This is a genomic window from Pseudomonas helleri (assembly GCF_001043025.1).
Taxonomy (GTDB): domain Bacteria; phylum Pseudomonadota; class Gammaproteobacteria; order Pseudomonadales; family Pseudomonadaceae; genus Aquipseudomonas; species Aquipseudomonas helleri.
The window spans coordinates 332,747-351,508 of the sequence record NZ_JYLD01000005.1 but is presented as its reverse complement, the minus strand read 5'-3'; the positions used below and the strand labels follow the sequence as shown (position 1 = coordinate 351,508).

The window sequence follows — 18,762 nt, the reverse complement described above, 5'->3', positions numbered from 1 at the left end:
ATAGATCGAAAATCCGTCGCCAGAGGGCTCACGTTTTGGGGACAGTGGTTCATCTCTATGAGCCTTGTCATTTCGACATTACTGATACTGGTGTACACCAAAAACGGCAGCATCGACTTCCACTACCGCATTGCTGGCATTTTAACATTATTTATTTCAGTACCCGCCTACTCTGCGACCAATACCTATTACAAAAGGCATGGGTATTTGAATGGATTGTTGCGTCTATTTATTGCTTGGACATTCACACTAACGTGCTTAAGCACTGTCGCATTTATAACAAAATCCAGCGAGTTGTTTTCACGAGAAGTTATCATTACTTGGGCATTAGTTAGCTATGCTATCCAAGTGCCACCCTACTTACTGCTCCATTACCTGTCGCGCCGCTATCATGAACGCAACAGCCATCATTACAACAGTCTTATTATTGGTTCTGACGGGGTTGCACTAAAACTGGCTGACAGTTTTATACAGCAAAATCAATTTCCATTGGTGGGCGTTGTTAGTGCCTCTCCGTTCGAAGATGCTGAAAACTCCCCCCTTGTTGTCGGAGAGTTGACACAGCTGCGAGCACTTATCACCGAGCACAATATACGCCGCCTGTATCTCGCTCTATCTCTGCAAGATGCGCAGCGGATTGAAGCTCTATATATTGATTTACTGGATTTGAATGTCGATGTTGTCTGGATCCCTGACTTGGACAGCATGCTGCTATTGAATCACTCCGTCAGCGAAGTGGGTGGACGCCCAGCCATTCATTTGAACGAGAGCCCGCTTACCAGCTATCCAACAGCTGCATTTAGCAAGGCTCTGATGGACCGTTCCCTTGCATTGCTGGCCATTATCGGATTTAGCCCCGTACTGCTTGTTGTTGCATTAGCAGTTAAGCTCTCTTCTCCTGGGCCGATCCTTTTCAAACAACAGCGCCACGGTTGGAACGGCAAAGTCATACAAGTTTTAAAGTTCCGATCAATGAAGGTGCATGATGACAAGCATGTACAACAGGCCAGCAAAAATGATTCTCGTGTAACGGCGGTAGGCCGATTTATCCGGCGTACATCGCTTGACGAATTGCCTCAACTGTTCAACGTGCTGCACGGGGATATGTCTCTGGTTGGTCCACGACCTCACGCGGTTGCTCATAACGACTATTACACCGACAAGATTCACGCCTACATGGCTCGTCACCGCATCAAACCCGGCATTACTGGCCTTGCACAGATTAGTGGTTGCCGTGGCGAAACAGACACTATAGATAAGATGCAAAAGCGTGTGGAAATTGATCTTGATTACATCAATAACTGGTCATTGTGGCTTGATGTCAAAATCATCATCAAAACGCCGTTCACCTTAATATCCAAGGATATTTATTGAATTAAGTACACCCAGGCAAGTCACTCAGAATATTGCAGCCCTTACATCGCCCTCATCATGAGGGCGATTTTGTTTGTAGCTACACCATTATCGAAGCTCACCCCCACACAATCCTGTTCTTGCCCGCCTTCTTGGCCTCATACAACGCCCGATCTGCACGTTTGAGTGTGTCTTCATGGGTGGTGTCTTCCGGCACCATGCTGGTTATGCCAATGCTCGCGGTGACGACAATATTGCCCACTGAAAAATGATCCAGCTCTTGTTTGAAGTAGCCATGCAAGCGTTCGGCAAACTGCATGGCCTGCTCACGCGCGGTATTGGGCAGGGCAATCACAAACTCGTCCCCGCCAAAGCGGCAGGCCGTGTCATTTTTGCGCAATGCCGTGCGGCAGATGTTGGCGGCGGCCTGGATCATCTGGTCGCCGACGTGGTGGCCTTGGGTGTCGTTGATTATTTTGAGGTTGTCGAGGTCGAACATGCAGACCGACGTTGGCACGGCATATCGGGTTAATGCCTGGTGGTGCAGCGTGAGGTCATGCTCAAGCCTTCTTCGGTTGTAGAGGCCGGTCAGTTGGTCGGTGTCGCTCAGTTCCCTGAGTTTGACTTCGAGGTGGTGGCGCTCAGAGATGTTGCTGGCGACCCAGAGTACGACATCGTCTTCGTCCACTTGAAAGCTCAGGGCCTGGATGCGGCCTTCAAACCATATGGGGTCTGCGGGGCCTTCATCGAGCAGCCCTTTTACATCCCGGTTGCTTAGCTCGTATTCCACAACCATAAGCTTTTGCGTGTCCAGTGCCTTGGCAATCTGTTCCAGAAACCAGTTGGCTTTTTCGGGTTTGATCAGGTCCTGGATGTACAACCCGATCAAGCCGGTGCCGTCGTGGTAATAGCGCGTATCGCGCCCGCCAAACACTGCAACGTATTTGCCGCTGCGCGTAAAAATAAACGCCGGGTCTGGCAGCGCTTCGAGAATTAAAGCCAACTGTTTAGAGTCAATCATGACGCGTGTCTTCTCAGCCGCTTGATGTGTGGCAGCTTGTCGTTTGAAAGCAGCAAACTTTTGTTATTTCAGCGCTATGGGCTGCGGCGTAACGCGGCATCTTGTGGCTGCCAACAAGGTGCCTGGCTGCCATGCAGTACCGCCGCTCTAGTGGTCACTCGACTCCCATCGCCGCCTCGTGCTTCGGCAACGACTACAGGTGCTTGCAACGCCCTGGCATTATCAGGCCAGCGCAATCCCGGCCGATGATACTATTGCGCCACCACCTATTGAATGAATGTTTTTTATACGTTGGTCGCGCAGACTTATTCGGTACTTGGCTGGCAGGCTTTGCGCCATGTGTACTGCAGTTGCAAGATCGCCGCTTTGGCCATCTCTTGTTCCGCCAACCTCGAGGGATGCTCCAGTGCCTCGAGCAATACCTGACTGGGTGCGTCCATAAGCGTGAGGCTTTGCTCGCTTGGCCCGCCTTGTTTAAAAGCACCCGCCAGGCAACGCAAATAGCGGTCACGCGCAAGCGCCAGGGCTCCCTGGCTGTTTGCGAGGCAGGCGCGCAGTTCGAGCAACTCATCGCCAAGGTCCAAACCTTGCAGGCCACGCGACCAATGGCTGGTGCCGTTGGTAAACGCTGCGGTGTAGCGTGACAGCCGGATCAAGCGGTCTGCCATGCGTCCGCCAAACCAGCTTTCGGCTTGCTCCAGCGGGCGTACGGTCAGTTGAGCAAGGTCGAACAGCAGGGCTTTGTACATGCGCCGATAATGGCGCTCGCCGGGGTTGAGTTGTATCAGGCGGAACACCAGCACGGCGATGCCGCTGCCCATCAGGGTGGCTACGGCGCTATTGAGGAAGGCGGCGAAGTCGTAGGTCATCAGGTTGCTGGGCCCGATGTTGTTGACAAAGAAGATGCAGAACGCCGAAGCGGTGGCCGCCAATGCTGGCCGGCTCATGCATAACGAGGCCAGAAACAACGGTATGCCCAGGCACAGGCCAAGCATGGCGAAGCTGTCAAAGGCGGGCAGCAGGCCAAAATGCACCACCCCGGCCACCGGAATTGACAGTGCAATGCCTTTTAAAAAGTTAAGGCTGGATTCAGAAGGGTTTTCTCTGGCGGCAAACAGGCTCAATACCACGCCGCAGATTGATATCGCGCCCAGGCCCGACGGCCAGGCCGTGTACATCCAGAACGCCGCCACAGCCAAAAACGCCACAGCGCAGCGCAACCCGGCGAGCACGCCCTGTTCAATGTCTTTGTGCCACGACATGGCGCCCGGTGCACCTGGCGGCACTCTCCCCTGCTCCAGGGCCTGAAGTGTCAGCGCGCTCTGCTCAATCAAGCGCAACAACTGAGCCAGCGCCATCAGGCAAAAATGCGCCTCCTGGCCCAAGGTCTGATCCTCGAGCGCCAGCCTGATGTGCTGGGCCAGCGCGGGCAAGTCCTGTAGGTGCGCTTGCTGCAATGCCGCCGCCACTTGCTCGATCAACGGCATGACACGCGCAGCCTCATCGAGCATCAACCGTTGGCGTGCCACCGCCCTGGCTGCACGCAACACACTGAGCAGGTCTCGACTGAGCACACGCAATGCTTGAGAGCGGCGCCGCCCTGCCGGGCCTTCAAAGCGGGCGCTGGCATGTTGATTATCGACCGCTACCAGTCGCCCCAAGGCAACCAGCATGCCTTTACGTTGATCCGTGCCCAGCAGTTCTGCCGCCGCGGCTTCAAACCCGGCCAGCCAGGCCGCTCGCCCTTGAGCCGATAGCGCCTGCTCGGCGTGACGGGGCCACAAAACGGTACTCGCCACGGACGCGCAAATAATCCCCAAGCTGATCTCAATGCACCGCGCAGTCGCATGGTCGAACACCGCCAGCGGGTCCGAGACCGCTGGGAGTGCAATGATCGCGGTGGTGTAGCCTGCCAATACAAAGCCATAGGCGGCATGGCTGCGTAACAGTGAGGCGCCAGTGGTGCACAGCGCCAACCACGTTGCCATGGCCAATAGAAACAACAAGGGCGACTGGCCAAACACGGCAATCAGCGCAACCGAAGCCACGCCCCCTACCAGCGTGCCGACCAAGCGGTATGCGCCCTTGCCCAACACCATCCCGCTGGTGAACTGACCCACGATAAACACCGTCGTCAGCGCCCATTGCGGTTGTTCCAGATCGAAGATCAACGCCAGGTACAGCGCCACCGCGCCGGCGATGATATTGCGCAGGGCGAACAGTAAGTCGCTGCGCGAAGGTGCGAGGATGGCCTGCCAAAAATCTGATAACGCGATGGAAGGTGGCTTCATGGCTATGCAATAGGTAGCAGGCTAATCGATAGGATAGTATCTATCTCCATTAGAAAATCCAATTCTGATCTTGGGCTGCGTACTGTCTGCGACTTGGCCATGACAGCTTAGCCCAAGGTCTGAACAGCCCGTTTTAGCCTGGCTAAGGTTTTAATTCGGGGCAAAACTGCCCTCAACCGGGGCCCCACCGCAGCGATCACTCACAGTCGGAATGGGCAGAAATCGCAATGGATCCTAAAAGACAACGGTTTTGAAAATCGCAGCTAGACTACAGCCGCTCATTTTTAGTTATGCAGTCAACATGAGCCTTCAGACATACCACACGTGGGGGTTGACTATGAAAGCAGCTGTTGTCGCAAAGAATAAGACCGTCGTCATTGAAGACAAAAAATTACGCCCTTTAGAATATGGAGAGGCCTTATTAAAAATGGAATGCTGCGGTGTATGCCACACCGACCTGCATGTAAAGAATGCAGATTTCGGTGATGTATCCGGCATAACGCTTGGGCATGAAGGCATCGGTGTTGTGACTGAAGTAGCGGATGGTGTTACATCACTTAAAGTTGGCGATCGCGCCAGTGTCGCGTGGTTTTTCCGCGGCTGTGGCAACTGCGAATACTGTAACAGCGGCAAAGAAACTTTCTGCCGCACAGCCAAGAATGCGGGTTATACCGTCGACGGCGGTATGGCTGAAGAATGCATTGTCAGTGCTGATTACGCGGTCAAAGTTCCGGACGGTCTTGATTCGGCTGAAGCCAGTAGTATTACCTGCGCTGGCGTGACTACTTATAAGGCCATTAAAGTTTCAGGTATAAAACCAGGCCAATGGCTGGCGATTTACGGCCTGGGCGGGCTGGGAAACCTGGCCCTGCAATATGCCAAGAATGTATTCAATGCCAAAGTGATCGCCATTGATGTTAATGACAAGCAACTGGCATTGGCGAAAGAGATGGGGGCAGATTTAACCCTTAATCCAAAGACAGACAATGTCGATGAGATCATTCAGAAAGAGTTGGGCGGCGCCCATGCAGCGGTCGTGACAGCCGTCGCCAAATCAGCCTTTAACTCTGCCGTCGCCAGTGTCCGCGCCGCAGGGCGTGTTGTGGCAGTGGGCCTGCCAGTTGAAACGATGGACCTGAGCATTCCGCGCCTGGTCCTGGACGGTATTGAGGTCGTTGGCTCACTGGTGGGGACTCGTGAAGACCTGAAAGAGGCCTTCCGTTTCGGCGCCGAAGGTAAAGTCGTACCAAAAGTGCAGATGCGTCCACTCGAAGATATCAATACGATTTTTGAAGAAATGGAGCAGGGTAAATTTACCGGCCGCATGGTCATTGATTTCAGCAAGAAGCATTAACCTGATGATCTTGCCCTTTTGGATTTCTTAGCGTGCTGCTTAATCCATGCCGTAAAAGGGCAAAATCTTTTTTTTGGGATATATACGTTAACTACATAAAAACAGCACGCTGATTACTGTCTATAACTGCCGATAAGCCTCTCACACTTGTAAGTGACCAAGTAGACCCCGCGATTTGGCATGGCATCCCCTAATCGGCCCCTCTCCTTCGGGGATCGTTATTTTCAGGAAACTGTAGTCGCTGACGAGGAACGAAGGCTGCGATCGACTACGATCGACTGCGTGGTTTAACGGGGCCTTTTGGATCAAGATCAAAAGATCGCGAGCAAGCTCGCTCCTACAGTGGGTTAATAACAATCAGTTATTTTGTATTTGAGAGGCGCTGTCGCGGTCATTAATACACAGTTCGAAGTCGTCGGACTCCATGCCGGGTTTTCCGTAGTACGTAGCAATAGCAGGCGGTCATTGATCAACGACGTGATGTCGGCGCCGTCTGCGACGATGCGAAAGGTGGGTGTCATAAGTGCTCCAGACGACAAAAGCCCCGCACAAGGCAGGCCGTAAAGGGCAAAACGGCTGCATTGCGGGCAGTATGTATAGAACATGACCACACGTCATACACTGCCAAGGAGTCGCTAGGTTTGGCTTTGAGGATGGAGTAGGATTAAAACCTACTCAGCCCGGGAGGCTTATCATGCGCAGCACTCAGCAATTCAGTATCACTCTGCCCATTCAGATGGCAGAAGCGGTGAAAGCTAAAGTGGCTGCTGGTGAGTACGCCACTGAAAGCGAAGTCATTCGTGATGGCCTACGAGCGTTGATGGCCCGTGACCGCGCGCTGGAAAGCTGGCTGGTCAGCCAGGTAGCTCCCGCTTACGATGCCCTGAAAGCAGACCCTTCTCGAGCAGTAAGCATCGATGAAGTGCGTGCCCGGTTAGCAGCAGAGCATCAGAACGCAACGACCGAATCTTGATGGCGTATTCCATTGAGTTTTCACCTGAATCTTTGGAGCAATTGACGGCGCTCTACCGATTTATAGCCACGGCGGCGTCCCCAGAAGTTTCCAAACGTTACACCGACGCTATCGTGGCCTACTGCGAAGATTTACGAACGTTCCCCCTGCGAGGAAATCAACGCGACGATATACGCCCGGGTCTGCGTATAACGAACTATCGCAAGCGGGCCGTGATTGCTTTTGCCGTTGATGGCAAGCAGGTTTTTATCATTGGCATTTATTACGGCGGGCAAGATTTTGAGACGGCCTTGCTGTTCGAGCCCGATGATTAGCACACAACAAAAAAGCCCCGTAGACGTTAATCTACGGGGCTTTCGTATGTGGAGGCCGAAGCCGGAATCGAACCGGCGTGGGCGGATTTGCAATCCGCTGCATAACCATTTTGCTATTCGGCCATTGCGCTTGAAACTTCTGTTTGGAAGTATCAAAAGCAAGGAAATTTGCGATTTGATCGCTACAACTCTTTGATTCTTCAGCTATTCAGGTAGTTGCCCCGAGCTGATGGCGCGCATTATGTACTAGAAGATCGAAGCTGGCAACCCCCTGAATTCTAATAATTTTTAGTGTCGGGTCTCACCCTGTAGTCGTTGACGAGCCTGCGAGGCTACGTCTGTAGAGTGCGGTATTCGCGCAAAGTCTGTGTGAGTCTGGGTTTCGCAATTATTCAGTTGATCGTGCTGTCAGGGTTTACGATCGCTGTGCAATCTGACGTAGCCTCGCAGGCTCGTCAACGACTACGGTTTGCAGGAAATTATTGGGAGCTTCCTCTTGCCCCATCACGCGCATCCACCCAAGCTATGCGCCACATGATTTAAGACCGTCAGGGAATAAGGGATATTCACATGCGCATTTTAGTCACCGGCGGTGCCGGCTTTATTGGTTCGGCTCTGATCCGTCACTTGATTAAAGACACCTCCCACGAAGTGCTCAACGTCGACAAGTTGACCTACGCTGGCAATCTGGAATCGCTGCAAAGCATCGCTACGGACACCCGTTACGAGTTCGTTCAGGCTGACATCGTTGATCAGGCGGCGATGAGCGCCGTTATTGAGCGCTTCCAGCCGCAGGCGATCATGCATTTGGCGGCCGAGTCGCACGTTGATCGCTCCATCGATGGCCCATCGGACTTTATCCAGACCAACATTGTCGGCACTTACAGCCTGCTTGAGGCCACTCGTGCTTATTGGTCGACGCTTGCAGAACCTGCAAAAAGCGCCTTCCGTTTCCACCATATTTCGACCGACGAAGTGTATGGCGACTTGCATGGCGTTGATGATCTGTTCACCGAAACCACGCCGTACGCGCCAAGCTCGCCTTATTCGGCCAGCAAAGCGGCATCTGACCACTTGGTGCGCGCCTGGAACCGCACTTACGGTTTACCGGTACTGGTAACTAACTGCTCGAACAACTATGGGCCGTTCCACTTCCCGGAAAAACTGATCCCGCTGGTCATTCTCAATGCGTTGGCCGGTAAACCGCTGCCTGTATACGGCAATGGCCTGCAAGTGCGCGACTGGTTGTTCGTAGAGGACCACGCCCGCGCCCTGCTCAAGGTGGTGACGGACGGTGTGGTCGGCGAGACATACAACATCGGCGGCCATAACGAGCAAAAGAACATCGACGTGGTGCGCGGCATCTGCGCCTTGCTCGAAGAGTTGGCACCTGAGCGCCCGGCCGGTGTCGCGCAGTTCGCTGACTTGATTACCTTTGTTCAGGACCGCCCCGGCCATGACCAGCGTTATGCCATCGACGCCAGCAAAATCGAACGCGAGCTGGGCTGGGTACCCGCAGAAACCTTTGAAACCGGCCTGCGCAAAACCGTGCAGTGGTACCTGGACAACCTGGAATGGTGCAAACGCGTTCAGGACGGCAGCTACCAGGGCCAGCGTCTGGGCTTTACTGACGCCAAGGATCTGATTGCATGAGCCGCACCGCCACGCCTTTAAAAATCCTTATCAGCGGCAAGACCGGCCAGGTGGCCGTTGAGCTGCAAAAGCAGCTTGGCGATGTGGCCGAGTTGATTGTGCTGGGCCGTGATGAGCTGGATTTGAGCCAGCCCGAGCAGATCCGCGCACAGGTTCGCGCCCATCGCCCGGATTTGATCATTAACGCCGGTGCACACACGGCGGTGGATCTGGCAGAAAGCGAGCCGGACTTGGCGTTTGCCATCAATGGCACCGCGCCGGGCGTTTTTGCGGAAGAAGCCAAGGCGCTGGGTATCCCACTGATCCACTACTCCACTGACTACGTGTTCGATGGCAGCAAGCCCGGGCCTTATACCGAAGACGATCCAACCGGCCCGCTGGGCGTCTACGGCAAAAGCAAATTGGCGGGTGAGCAAGCGATCACTGCAGTGGGCGGGCAGCATTTGATCCTGCGCACCAGTTGGGTGTACTCCACCCACGGCAAGAACTTCCTGCTGACCATGCAGCGTTTACTCCCGGAAAAAACCGAGCTGCGCGTGGTGGCTGACCAGATTGGCGCACCGACCTGGGCCGGCACCATTGCCAGGAGCACGCGCGCGTTGATCGAGCGCTGGCAAGCGGGCCAGGCCGGCGCATGGGGGGTGTACCACCTGACAGCAGCCGGTGAAACCTCCTGGTTTGGTTTTACCCAAGCCATTGCCGAGCACCTGACGGCCCAAGGCAAAACGTGCGCCACCCTTGAGCCGATACCGGCCAGCGCCTACCCGACCCCCGCGGCCCGCCCGCAAAACTCGCGTCTGGACTGCAGCCGCCTGGTCCGTGAATGGCAGGTCAGCCAGCCAGACTGGCGCGCCGCGCTAAATGAGTGCTTGACCGAACAGCGCTAAAACGGGTTCAGGCTATTTCAGCATGCCGTGGGAGCGGGCTTGCTCGCGATTGCATCGACAGGGTGAAACATCCATACCGAGTCATCTGTATCGCGAGCAAGCCCGCTCCCACGGGTCTTATATTCGCCACAAAACTTGCCTCGCGATCTTTTGATCTTTCCGTACCTCCCGCGTATTACACCCCGCCCTGCCCCGTACCTACAGTGAACTCCCGTAAAAGTAGGAGGTAATCCAAATTCCTACCGCCAATAGGTTTTATGCCTGCGCGAGAGAGGGACTTAGCTGACTTTAATCCTAGGGGTGCTCACGTACAGTCTCGCCGCCGTTAACGAACGGACTGACAAATCTCTTGGAGCTTTACGATGAAAAAAATATGGATGCCTGTCGCATTAGTGGCAGCAGTTCTGGCCACCAGCGGTTGCATGAGCCACAACGTGAGCCAGCCAAATGCTCCAATCGCGGGTACTGTCACTGCTGACCTGAAAGCTAACATTGAAGTGGGCGGCGAGATCACCGGCCAATCGTCTTCGGACATTCTGTTCGACGTGCTGAAAATCAGCGGCGACAGTGAGTTCGCAGACGGCGTGACCTATGGCGGCCCTGCTCCTGCTTTCAGCCTGCCAGACCCAGTGTCTGCCACTAAAGCAGCTGCTGCTTACAAAGCGGTCAAGAGTTCGGGTTCGGATTTGATCGTCGCACCTCGTTACGCCGTGTCGGTTGAAGACTACTTCATCTTCAAGAAGGTGAACGTGACGGTTACCGGTAACAAAGGCACCATCAAAAACATCCGCTAAGCGGAGTGTTGCGTCAGGCCTGCGGTGCAGCCTACGTCGCTCGGGCTGATTCCCCAGTCAGCACATACCCTGTTCAAGCCAATTGACCTGATGATTGGCCTGGACCGCGAGCGAACGGTGTGCGGCAGCCTGGCTCGGCGGGACATTTGTCCCGCCACCTTTCTCAAATAACCACGTTGCGGATAAAGCGAACCACTTCATCGCCGTCATTGCGGTAGGAGTGCGGTTTATTGCTGGCGTACATATAGAACTCCCCTGCGCCGAACGTGAACGACTGCTCGTCAATGACCAGCGTCAAGCGCCCTTCAAATACGTATAACTGCTCGCTCCAGCCGTCGGCATCAGCCTGCGAGTGGTATTCGTCGCCCGGCACCAGGGTCCATTCCCATAGCTCAACCTCTTTACAGGCCACCGCCTTGGCCAATAACACCGCCTTGCTCGCCGTGCTGTTGCCGGCCCACGCCAGTTCGTTGATGCGACTCGGGTCAACTGAACCCGGCGCCTGAATCAAATCACTGAACGCCACGTTCAACGCCTCTGCCACGCGATCAAGGGTGCTCAGGCTGACGTTTTTCTCGCCGGCCTCTATCGCAACCAGCATCCGACGGCTGACACCCGACAAATCAGACAGGGCACTTTGGCTAAGGTGAGCGAGCAGCCTCAAGCGCCGAACGTTCTGACTGACGTGCTGCAATACCGAAGTACGTTGCATGAAACCTCTCTGTGACGAATCAGAATGGGGAATTTCGTTGGGCACTATATTGCTCACTCTATGGGGGTGCGCAGTATACTGCTCAGCTTTGACGCATTGTGCGTCTCTCATCTTGTGGCGTGCAAGGTTATGTCAACGTTGAAAACTTCCAGGCTCGGGTCGATAACGGCTCGTTTCAGTAAAGCAGAATGTGTACTGATCCTGATCACCATGGTCTGGGGCGGCACCTTTTTGTTGGTACAGCATGCATTGACGTCCAGCGGCCCGATGTTTTTTGTCGGCCTGCGCTTTGCTGCCGCGGCGACGATCGTGGCACTGTTTTCCTGGCGAAGCTTGCGCGGTTTCACACGACTTGAGCTTAAAGCCGGGTTTTTCATTGGTACGGCAATCATGTTCGGTTACGGCTTGCAAACCGTAGGCCTGCAAACCATTCCCAGCAGCCAGTCGGCCTTTATCACCGCTCTTTACGTACCTTTCGTGCCGCTGCTGCAGTGGCTGGTACTGGGCCGCAGACCCGGCCTGATGCCGAGTATCGGTATCGTGATGGCGTTTACCGGCTTGATGCTGCTGTCCGGGCCCAATGGTGCAGCGCTGAACTTCAGCCAGGGCGAAATCGTGACCCTGATCAGTGCTATCGCCATCGCCGCCGAAATAATCCTGATCAGCGCCTATGCCGGCAAAGTCGATGTGCGACGGGTGACCGTCGTGCAGCTCGCCACCGCGTCTATTCTGTCATTCTTGATGGTGGTGCCGAGCGGCGAGGCCATCCCTGACTTCTCTTGGCTGTTGCTGATCAGCGCGGTGGGCCTGGGGGCTGCTAGCGCGATTATTCAAGTGGCGATGAACTGGGCACAAAAAAGTGTTTCACCGACCCGCGCCACGCTTATTTACGCGGGCGAACCGGTATGGGCCGGAATCGTCGGGCGTATCGCCGGGGAGCGTTTACCCGGCATCGCATTGCTCGGTGCGCTATTGATTGTTGCAGCGGTGATCGTTAGTGAGTTAAAAACAAAAGGTAAAACGCCCGGCGAGTCGGATGAAAAGCAAGGTAATCAAGCCTGCGAGTGATGCCTTGGCACTACATTCACCCGGTTAAACCTCATCTCCTGGCATGACTCGCCCCCACGTATGGGGGCGACGCTCGCATCACGCAAGCGGGTCAATAAGGAAGAGACCTGGCTCGTTGTTAAAGTTTTGCACACATTTTGTAGGATTCATCTACAGATACGTTGTTGGTGATCGTCAAGTCGCCACGTATGATCGTTCGCAAACTCCTGCAGATTAGAAGCCTATGTCCCTGATAGTTCTACTGCTTCTGCCATTTATTGGCAGCTGTCTGGCGGCTGTTTTGCCGCACAACGCACGTAACAGTGAATCACTGCTGGCCGGTTTGATTGCTCTGATCGGCTTAGTTCAAGTTGCCCTGCTCTATCCACAAATCGCCCATGGTGGGGTGATTCGTGAAGAGTTCATGTGGCTGCCGAGTATCGGCCTCAATTTTGTCCTGCGCATGGACGGGTTTGCCTGGCTGTTCTCGATTCTGGTCCTGGGCATTGGCGCGCTGGTGTCTCTGTACGCCCGTTACTACATGTCACCCGAAGACCCGGTGCCGCGCTTCTTCTCGTTTTTCCTGGCGTTTATGGGCGCGATGCTCGGCCTGGTGATTTCGGGCAACTTGATCCAGATCGTATTTTTCTGGGAGCTGACCAGCCTCTTCTCGTTCCTGCTGATCGGCTATTGGCACCACCGCTCTGACGCCCGACGCGGCGCCTATATGGCACTGATGGTCACTGGCGCGGGGGGCTTGTGCCTGCTGGCGGGGGTCATGCTGCTCGGCCATGTTGTCGGCAGCTATGATCTGGACGTCGTGCTGGCCGCAGGCGACCAGATTAAAGCTCACAGTCTGTACCCCATTCTGTTGCCGCTGATTCTCATCGGCGCCCTTAGCAAAAGTGCACAATTCCCGTTTCATTTCTGGTTGCCCCATGCCATGGCGGCGCCGACTCCGGTTTCGGCTTATCTGCACTCAGCAACCATGGTCAAGGCCGGGGTGTTCCTGTTGGCGCGCCTGTGGTCGCCCCTGTCCGGCACCGAAGAATGGTTCTGGATTGTCAGCGGCGCCGGGGCCTGCACCCTGGTGCTCGGCGCGTACTGCGCAATGTTTCAAAACGATCTCAAGGGCCTGCTGGCCTATTCGACCATCAGTCACTTGGGCCTTATTACCCTGCTGCTGGGCCTTAACAGCCCGCTGGCGGCCGTTGCGGCGGTGTTCCATATTCTCAACCACGCCACCTTCAAGGCCTCGCTGTTCATGGCGGCCGGGATCATCGACCACGAAACCGGCACGCGGGATATTCGCAAGCTCAGTGGCCTGTTCAAACTGATGCCGTACACCGCCACACTGGCGATGGTGGCCAGTGCGTCGATGGCCGGTGTGCCGTTGCTCAACGGTTTCCTGTCGAAAGAAATGTTCTTCGCCGAAACGGTGTTCATCAACTCCACAGCTTGGGTCGAAATTGCCCTGCCTGTCATCGCCACCATTGGCGGTACGTTTAGCGTGGCCTACGCGCTGCGCTTTACCGTGGATGTGTTCTTTGGCCCGCCTGCTACCGACCTGCCGCACACCCCGCACGAGCCGCCGCGCTGGATGCGGGCGCCGGTCGAGTTGCTGGTGTTTACCTGCCTGATGGTCGGTATCTTCCCGGCCCACACTGTCGGCCCGCTGCTCGCTGCGGCCGCGCAACCAGTGGTGGGGGGAGACCTGCCCGAATACAGCCTGGCCATCTGGCACGGACTGAATGCCCCGATGATCATGAGCCTGATCGCCATGTCCGGCGGTATTGTGCTGTACGTGTTGTTGCGCAAGCAGCTCAAGCTTGAGCGCTTCCCGCTGCCGCCGCTGATCAAGTACTTCAACGGCAAGCGTTTCTTCGAACGCAGCATGGTGGTGATCATGCGTCGGGCGCGGCGCGTCGAGCGGCGCGTGAGCACCTTGCGCCTGCAAACCCAGTTGTTCCTGCTGGTGCTGGCGGCGGTGGTTGCCGGGCTGATCCCGATGCTCTACAGCGGCTTGAGCTGGGGCGACCGGCCGAACATTCCGGGTTCCATTGTGTTTGTGACCTTGTGGCTGCTGGCAATTGCCTGTGCCATCGGCGCTGCCTGGCAAGCCAAGTATCACCGTCTGGCCGCTTTGACCATGGTCAGTGTGTGCGGCTTGATGACCTGCGTGACCTTCGTCTGGTTCTCGGCGCCGGACCTGGCCTTGACCCAACTGGTGGTTGAGGTGGTGACCACGGTACTGATTCTGTTGGGCCTGCGCTGGCTGCCACGGCGGATCGAAGAAGTCTCGCCGTTGCCTGGCACCCTGAACAAAGCCCGTATTCGTCGTCTGCGCGACTTGCTGTTGTCGATCGCCGTCGGCGGCGGCATGGCGGTGCTGTCGTATGCCATGTTGACCCGGCAAACCCCGAACCACATCTCTTCGTTCTTCCTCAGCCGTGCGTTGCCCGAAGGCGGCGGCACCAACGTGGTGAACGTGATGCTGGTGGACTTCCGCGGTTTCGACACCCTGGGGGAAATCACCGTACTGGCCGCCGTGGCCCTGACCGTGTTCGCCCTGCTGCGCCGGTTCCGCCCGCCCAAAGAAAGCATGCAATTGCCTGCCCAGCAGCGCTTGCTGGCCAAAGACGTGGTCACCGACCTGGTGAACCCGCGCAGCGCCAGCGACACCGCCCTGGGCTTCATGATGGTGCCTGCGGTGCTGGTGCGTTTGCTGTTGCCGATTGCGTTTATGGTCTCGATGTACCTGTTTATGCGCGGTCACAACCAGCCGGGTGGTGGCTTCGTCGCCGGCCTGGTGATGTCGGTGGCGTTCATCCTGCAATACATGGTGGCCGGCACGCAGTGGGTCGAGGCGCAAATGAGCCTGCGGCCGCTGCGCTGGATGGGTACCGGGTTGCTCTGTGCAACGTTGACCGGGCTGGGCTCGCTGCTGTGGGGCTACCCGTTCCTGACCACCCATACCGCGCATTTCAGCTTGCCGGTGCTGGGTGAGATTCACGTGGCCAGTGCGCTGTTTTTTGACATTGGTGTGTTTGCCGTTGTGGTCGGCGCCACGCTGCTGATTCTGACAGCACTGGCTCACCAATCGGTACGAGCCCATCGTCCCGCCCTCCAATCCAAGACGGGAGCTGCCTGATGGAAGAAGTTATCGCTATTGCTATCGGGGTGCTTGCCGCCTCTGGTACCTGGCTGATCCTGCGCCCTCGAACCTTTCAGGTGGTGATGGGCCTGTGCTTGCTGTCGTACGGGGTCAACCTGTTTATTTTCAGCATGGGCAGCCTGTTTATCGGCAAGGAGCCGGTGATCAAAGAAGGCGTGCCCCAAGACTTGCTCAACTACACCGACCCTTTGCCGCAGGCACTGGTGTTGACCGCCATCGTCATCAGTTTTGCCATGACCGCGCTGTTTCTGGTGGTCTTGCTGGCCTCTCGCGGCCTGACCGGTACCGACCATGTGGATGGCCGGGAGCCTAAAGAATGAATTTGATGCCGCATTTGATAGTCGCGCCCATCCTGCTACCGCTGTTTACCGCTGCGTGCATGCTGTTACTGGGCGAAAAACATCGCCCGCTCAAAGCCCGTATCAACCTCGGCTCGACCCTGCTCGGGTTGTGCATTTCGATCACCTTGCTGCTCTGGACTCAACAAAACGGCAGCCCGGCCTCGATAGGCGTGTACCTGCCGAGCAACTGGCAAGTGCCGTTCGGCATTGTGCTGGTGGTGGATCGCTTGTCGGCGCTGATGCTGGTGCTCACCGGGGTGATCGCCAGTTGCGCGCTGATGTTCGCCATGGCCCGCTGGGACCGCGCCGGTTCCAGTTTCCATGCGCTGTTCCAGATCCAGTTGATGGGGTTGTATGGCGCTTTCCTGACCGCCGACCTGTTCAACCTGTTCGTGTTTTTCGAAGTGTTGCTGGCGGCCTCTTACGGCCTGATGCTGCACGGTTCGGGCAAGGCACGGGTGTCGTCAGGCCTGCATTACATCGCGATCAACCTGCTGGCTTCGTCACTGTTCCTTATTGGTGCGGCGTTGATCTATGGCGTCACCGGCACGCTGAACATGGCCGATCTGGCGTTCAAAATCCCCTTGGTGCCCGAAGCCGATCGTGGCCTGTTGCACGCCGGTGCGGCCATTCTGGCCATCGCCTTCCTGGCAAAAGCCGGCATGTGGCCGCTTAACTTCTGGCTGGTGCCCGCCTACTCCTCGGCCAGCGCGCCGGTAGCAGCGCTGTTCGCGATTATGACCAAGGTCGGGATCTACACCGTATTGCGCCTGTGGACGCTGCTGTTCTCGGGCCAGGCCGGGGCGTCGGCCTACTTTGGCAGCGACTGGCTGATCTACGGCGGCATGGCAACCATTGTCTGCGCCGCCATTGCCATCCTCGCGGCCCAGCGCCTGGAGCGCATGGCCAGCCTGAGCATTCTGGTGTCGGCCGGCATTCTGTTGTCGGCGGTGGGCTTTGCCCAAACCAACCTGATTGCGGCGGCCTTGTTTTATCTGGTCAGCTCCACCCTGGCACTGAGTGCGCTGTTCTTGCTGGCCGAGCTGATTGAGCGTTCGCGCTCGTCCATTGAAGCGCTGGACGAAGAAGATGCTGAAGCGTTGCCAGCCATCGTTGAGCCGCCCCCACGCGGGACCAACCTGGACGACGAGCAAAACGTCGTGGTCGGGCAGATCATTCCGTGGGCGATGGCATTTCTGGGCTTGAGCTTTATCGCCTGTGCCCTACTAATTATTGGCATGCCGCCGCTGTCCGGGTTTATCGGCAAGCTCAGCTTGCTCAACGCGCTGCTGAACCCGGCCGGGCTGGGCAACGATATAAACGCCCCGGTGTCTACCGCCGCCTGGTGCTTGCTGGCTCTGTTGATTCTGTCCGGGCTGGCTTCTTTGATCGCCTTCTCGCGCATGGGCATCCAGCGCTTTTGGACGCCGCTGGAGCGGCCATCACCGATTTTGCGTCGCCTTGAGTGCGTGCCCATCGTAGTGCTGCTGGCGCTGTGCGTGGTCCTGACGATCAAGGCCGAGCCGCTGTTGCGCTTTACCCAGGCCGCCGCCGAGACCTTGAGCAACCCTGAGCGTTATGTGCAGGCGGTGCTGGAGTCTCGCCCTGTGCCTGGCCCCACAGCCAAAGCGGCGTTGCAGGAGGTGCAGCCATGAAGCGTTTATTCCCGGCACCGTGGTTGTCCCTGGCGTTGTGGGCACTGTGGTTGTTGCTCAACTTGTCATTGAGCGCGGGCAATCTGTTGCTCGGTGCAGCGCTGGGCTTTTTGGCGCCGATCATGTTCGCGCCCCTGCGGCCCCTGCCGATTCACATCCACCGTCCGGGTGTGATCCTCAAGTTGTTCTTTTTGGTGGGGCGTGACGTGATCATGTCCAACATCGCCGTGGCCTGGGGCGTGCTCAATGCTGGCAAGCGCCCGCCACGCTCGCGGTTCATCAAAATCCCCCTCGATCTGCGTGACGCCAACGGCCTCGCGGCCTTGTCGATGATCACCACGGTAGTGCCGGGTACGGTCTGGTCCGAACTGGCGCTGGACCGCAGCGTGCTGTTGTTGCACGTCTTTGACCTGGATGACGAAGCGCAATTTATCGAGCACTTCAAAACGGCTTACGAGCGCCCCTTGATGGAGATCTTTGAATGAGTGCCCTGCTCTCCAATGCAATCCTGATCAGCCTGTTTTTCTTTAGCCTGGCGATGGTGCTGACCGTGGTCCGCCTGTTTAAAGGCCCTTCGGCCCAGGACCGGGTTCTGGCGCTGGACTACCTGTACATCGTGGCCATGCTGATGATGCTGGTGCTGGGCATACGTTATGCCAGTGACACCTACTTCGAGGCCGCCTTGCTGATCGCCCTGTTCGGGTTTGTCGGGTCGTTTGCGCTGGCCAAGTTCCTGCTGCGTGGGGAGGTAATTGAATGAATTCCGTCAGCGAGCTGTCGCTCTGGATCGAGATACCGGTGGCCGTACTGCTGGTGGTCAGCAGCCTGTTTGCGCTGTTTGGTGCCATCGGGATGCTGCGCCTCAAGGACTTTTTCCAGCGCATGCACCCGCCTGCACTGGCTTCAACCCTTGGCGCCTGGTGCGTGGCACTGGCCTCGATTGTGTACTTCTCGGCACTTAAATCGACACCGGTCTTGCACGCCTGGCTGATCCCGATTTTGCTGGCGATTACCGTGCCGGTGACCACCTTGCTGCTGGCCCGCACGTCATTGTTTCGCAAACGCATGGCCGGTGAGGATGTACCCGCCGAAGTCAGCAGCGGCGGGCGCAGCGAAGGTGGTAGCTAACTCCACCCTGTAGGAGCGAGCTTGCCTCGCGATCTTTTAACGATCAAAAGATCGCGAGACAAGC

General features: G+C 56.6%; 17 protein-coding genes, 1 tRNA gene and 1 pseudogene. 14 read left to right on the top strand and 5 right to left on the bottom strand.

What is annotated here, in order from left to right; translation table 11 throughout:
• Window positions 1–57 precede the first annotated feature (57 nt).
• Window positions 58–1,374 (top strand): undecaprenyl-phosphate glucose phosphotransferase, encoded by a 1,317-nt coding sequence (locus tag TU84_RS10885; RefSeq protein ID WP_082148668.1) that lies wholly within the window; start codon window positions 58–60, stop codon window positions 1,372–1,374.
• A gap of 97 nt (window positions 1,375–1,471) precedes the next feature.
• On the opposite strand, the gene TU84_RS10880 is transcribed toward TU84_RS10885, so the two are convergent.
• Together TU84_RS10880 and TU84_RS10875 are read right to left on the bottom strand one after the other, a co-directional pair.
• Window positions 1,472–2,374, bottom strand: a complete 903-nt coding sequence (locus TU84_RS10880) for a GGDEF domain-containing protein (RefSeq protein ID WP_048369060.1) — start codon at window positions 2,372–2,374, stop codon at window positions 1,472–1,474.
• A 305-nt stretch (window positions 2,375–2,679) separates the two neighbouring features.
• The gene (locus TU84_RS10875) at window positions 2,680–4,665 is read right to left on the bottom strand and encodes an FUSC family protein (protein ID WP_048369059.1); all 1,986 of its coding nucleotides are present in this window, start codon (window positions 4,663–4,665) and stop codon (window positions 2,680–2,682) included.
• A gap of 337 nt (window positions 4,666–5,002) precedes the next feature.
• On the opposite strand from TU84_RS10875, the gene adhP reads away from it, so the two are divergent.
• Entirely contained in the window at window positions 5,003–6,019 is a 1,017-nt protein-coding gene (gene adhP / locus TU84_RS10870) for an alcohol dehydrogenase AdhP (RefSeq protein ID WP_048369058.1), read from the top strand.
• Between the two features lie 378 nt (window positions 6,020–6,397).
• Here adhP and TU84_RS26445 read toward each other — a convergent pair.
• Window positions 6,398–6,540, bottom strand: a pseudogene (locus tag TU84_RS26445) (phage late control D family protein); the annotation flags it as partial.
• A 173-nt stretch (window positions 6,541–6,713) separates the two neighbouring features.
• On the opposite strand from TU84_RS26445, the gene TU84_RS10865 reads away from it, so the two are divergent.
• Together TU84_RS10865 and TU84_RS10860 are read left to right on the top strand one after the other, a co-directional pair.
• Complete coding sequence (locus TU84_RS10865; RefSeq protein ID WP_048369057.1) at window positions 6,714–6,992, top strand: ribbon-helix-helix domain-containing protein; 279 nt, start codon at window positions 6,714–6,716, stop codon at window positions 6,990–6,992.
• On the top strand, window positions 6,992–7,306 hold the full coding sequence (locus tag TU84_RS10860; protein WP_048369056.1) for a type II toxin-antitoxin system RelE/ParE family toxin: 315 nt from the start codon (window positions 6,992–6,994) through the stop codon (window positions 7,304–7,306). The genes TU84_RS10865 and TU84_RS10860 overlap by 1 nt, the downstream gene beginning before the upstream one ends.
• Before the next feature lie 49 nt (window positions 7,307–7,355).
• Here TU84_RS10860 and TU84_RS10855 read toward each other — a convergent pair.
• Window positions 7,356–7,429 (bottom strand) — tRNA-Cys (locus TU84_RS10855).
• A 447-nt stretch (window positions 7,430–7,876) separates the two neighbouring features.
• On the opposite strand from TU84_RS10855, the gene rfbB reads away from it, so the two are divergent.
• From rfbB to TU84_RS10840, 3 genes are all read left to right on the top strand, one after another.
• Complete coding sequence (gene rfbB, locus TU84_RS10850; protein WP_048369055.1) at window positions 7,877–8,959, top strand: dTDP-glucose 4,6-dehydratase; 1,083 nt, start codon at window positions 7,877–7,879, stop codon at window positions 8,957–8,959.
• Window positions 8,956–9,846, top strand: coding sequence for a dTDP-4-dehydrorhamnose reductase (rfbD, locus tag TU84_RS10845; RefSeq protein WP_048369054.1), 891 nt, complete (start codon window positions 8,956–8,958; stop codon window positions 9,844–9,846). The genes rfbB and rfbD overlap by 4 nt, the downstream gene beginning before the upstream one ends.
• 362 nt (window positions 9,847–10,208) lie before the next feature.
• Window positions 10,209–10,640, top strand: coding sequence for a hypothetical protein (locus tag TU84_RS10840; protein WP_048369053.1), 432 nt, complete (start codon window positions 10,209–10,211; stop codon window positions 10,638–10,640).
• Window positions 10,641–10,803: 163 nt separating this feature from the next.
• On the opposite strand, the gene TU84_RS10835 is transcribed toward TU84_RS10840, so the two are convergent.
• On the bottom strand, window positions 10,804–11,352 hold the full coding sequence (locus TU84_RS10835; protein ID WP_048369052.1) for a helix-turn-helix domain-containing protein: 549 nt from the start codon (window positions 11,350–11,352) through the stop codon (window positions 10,804–10,806).
• A gap of 129 nt (window positions 11,353–11,481) precedes the next feature.
• Here TU84_RS10835 and TU84_RS10830 point away from each other — a divergent pair, with 129 nt between their 5' ends.
• From TU84_RS10830 to TU84_RS10800, 7 genes are all read left to right on the top strand, one after another.
• Window positions 11,482–12,420 carry a DMT family transporter gene (locus TU84_RS10830; RefSeq protein WP_048369051.1) on the top strand — a complete coding sequence of 313 codons (939 nt, stop codon included), beginning with the start codon at window positions 11,482–11,484 and terminating at the stop codon, window positions 12,418–12,420.
• A gap of 223 nt (window positions 12,421–12,643) precedes the next feature.
• On the top strand, window positions 12,644–15,550 hold the full coding sequence (locus TU84_RS10825; RefSeq protein WP_048369050.1) for a monovalent cation/H+ antiporter subunit A: 2,907 nt from the start codon (window positions 12,644–12,646) through the stop codon (window positions 15,548–15,550).
• Window positions 15,550–15,894, top strand: coding sequence for a Na+/H+ antiporter subunit C (locus tag TU84_RS10820; protein ID WP_048369049.1), 345 nt, complete (start codon window positions 15,550–15,552; stop codon window positions 15,892–15,894). Before TU84_RS10825 ends, TU84_RS10820 begins: the two co-directional genes overlap by 1 nt.
• A complete protein-coding gene (locus tag TU84_RS10815) occupies window positions 15,891–17,570 on the top strand; it encodes a monovalent cation/H+ antiporter subunit D (RefSeq protein WP_048369048.1) in 1,680 nt (559 codons plus the stop codon). Before TU84_RS10820 ends, TU84_RS10815 begins: the two co-directional genes overlap by 4 nt.
• Window positions 17,567–18,055 carry a Na+/H+ antiporter subunit E gene (locus TU84_RS10810; RefSeq protein ID WP_048369047.1) on the top strand — a complete coding sequence of 163 codons (489 nt, stop codon included), beginning with the start codon at window positions 17,567–17,569 and terminating at the stop codon, window positions 18,053–18,055. The genes TU84_RS10815 and TU84_RS10810 overlap by 4 nt, the downstream gene beginning before the upstream one ends.
• Window positions 18,052–18,330, top strand: a complete 279-nt coding sequence (locus tag TU84_RS10805) for a K+/H+ antiporter subunit F (protein WP_048369046.1) — start codon at window positions 18,052–18,054, stop codon at window positions 18,328–18,330. The genes TU84_RS10810 and TU84_RS10805 overlap by 4 nt, the downstream gene beginning before the upstream one ends.
• Complete coding sequence (locus TU84_RS10800) at window positions 18,327–18,698, top strand: Na+/H+ antiporter subunit G (protein ID WP_048369045.1); 372 nt, start codon at window positions 18,327–18,329, stop codon at window positions 18,696–18,698. Before TU84_RS10805 ends, TU84_RS10800 begins: the two co-directional genes overlap by 4 nt.
• Window positions 18,699–18,762 lie beyond the last annotated feature (64 nt).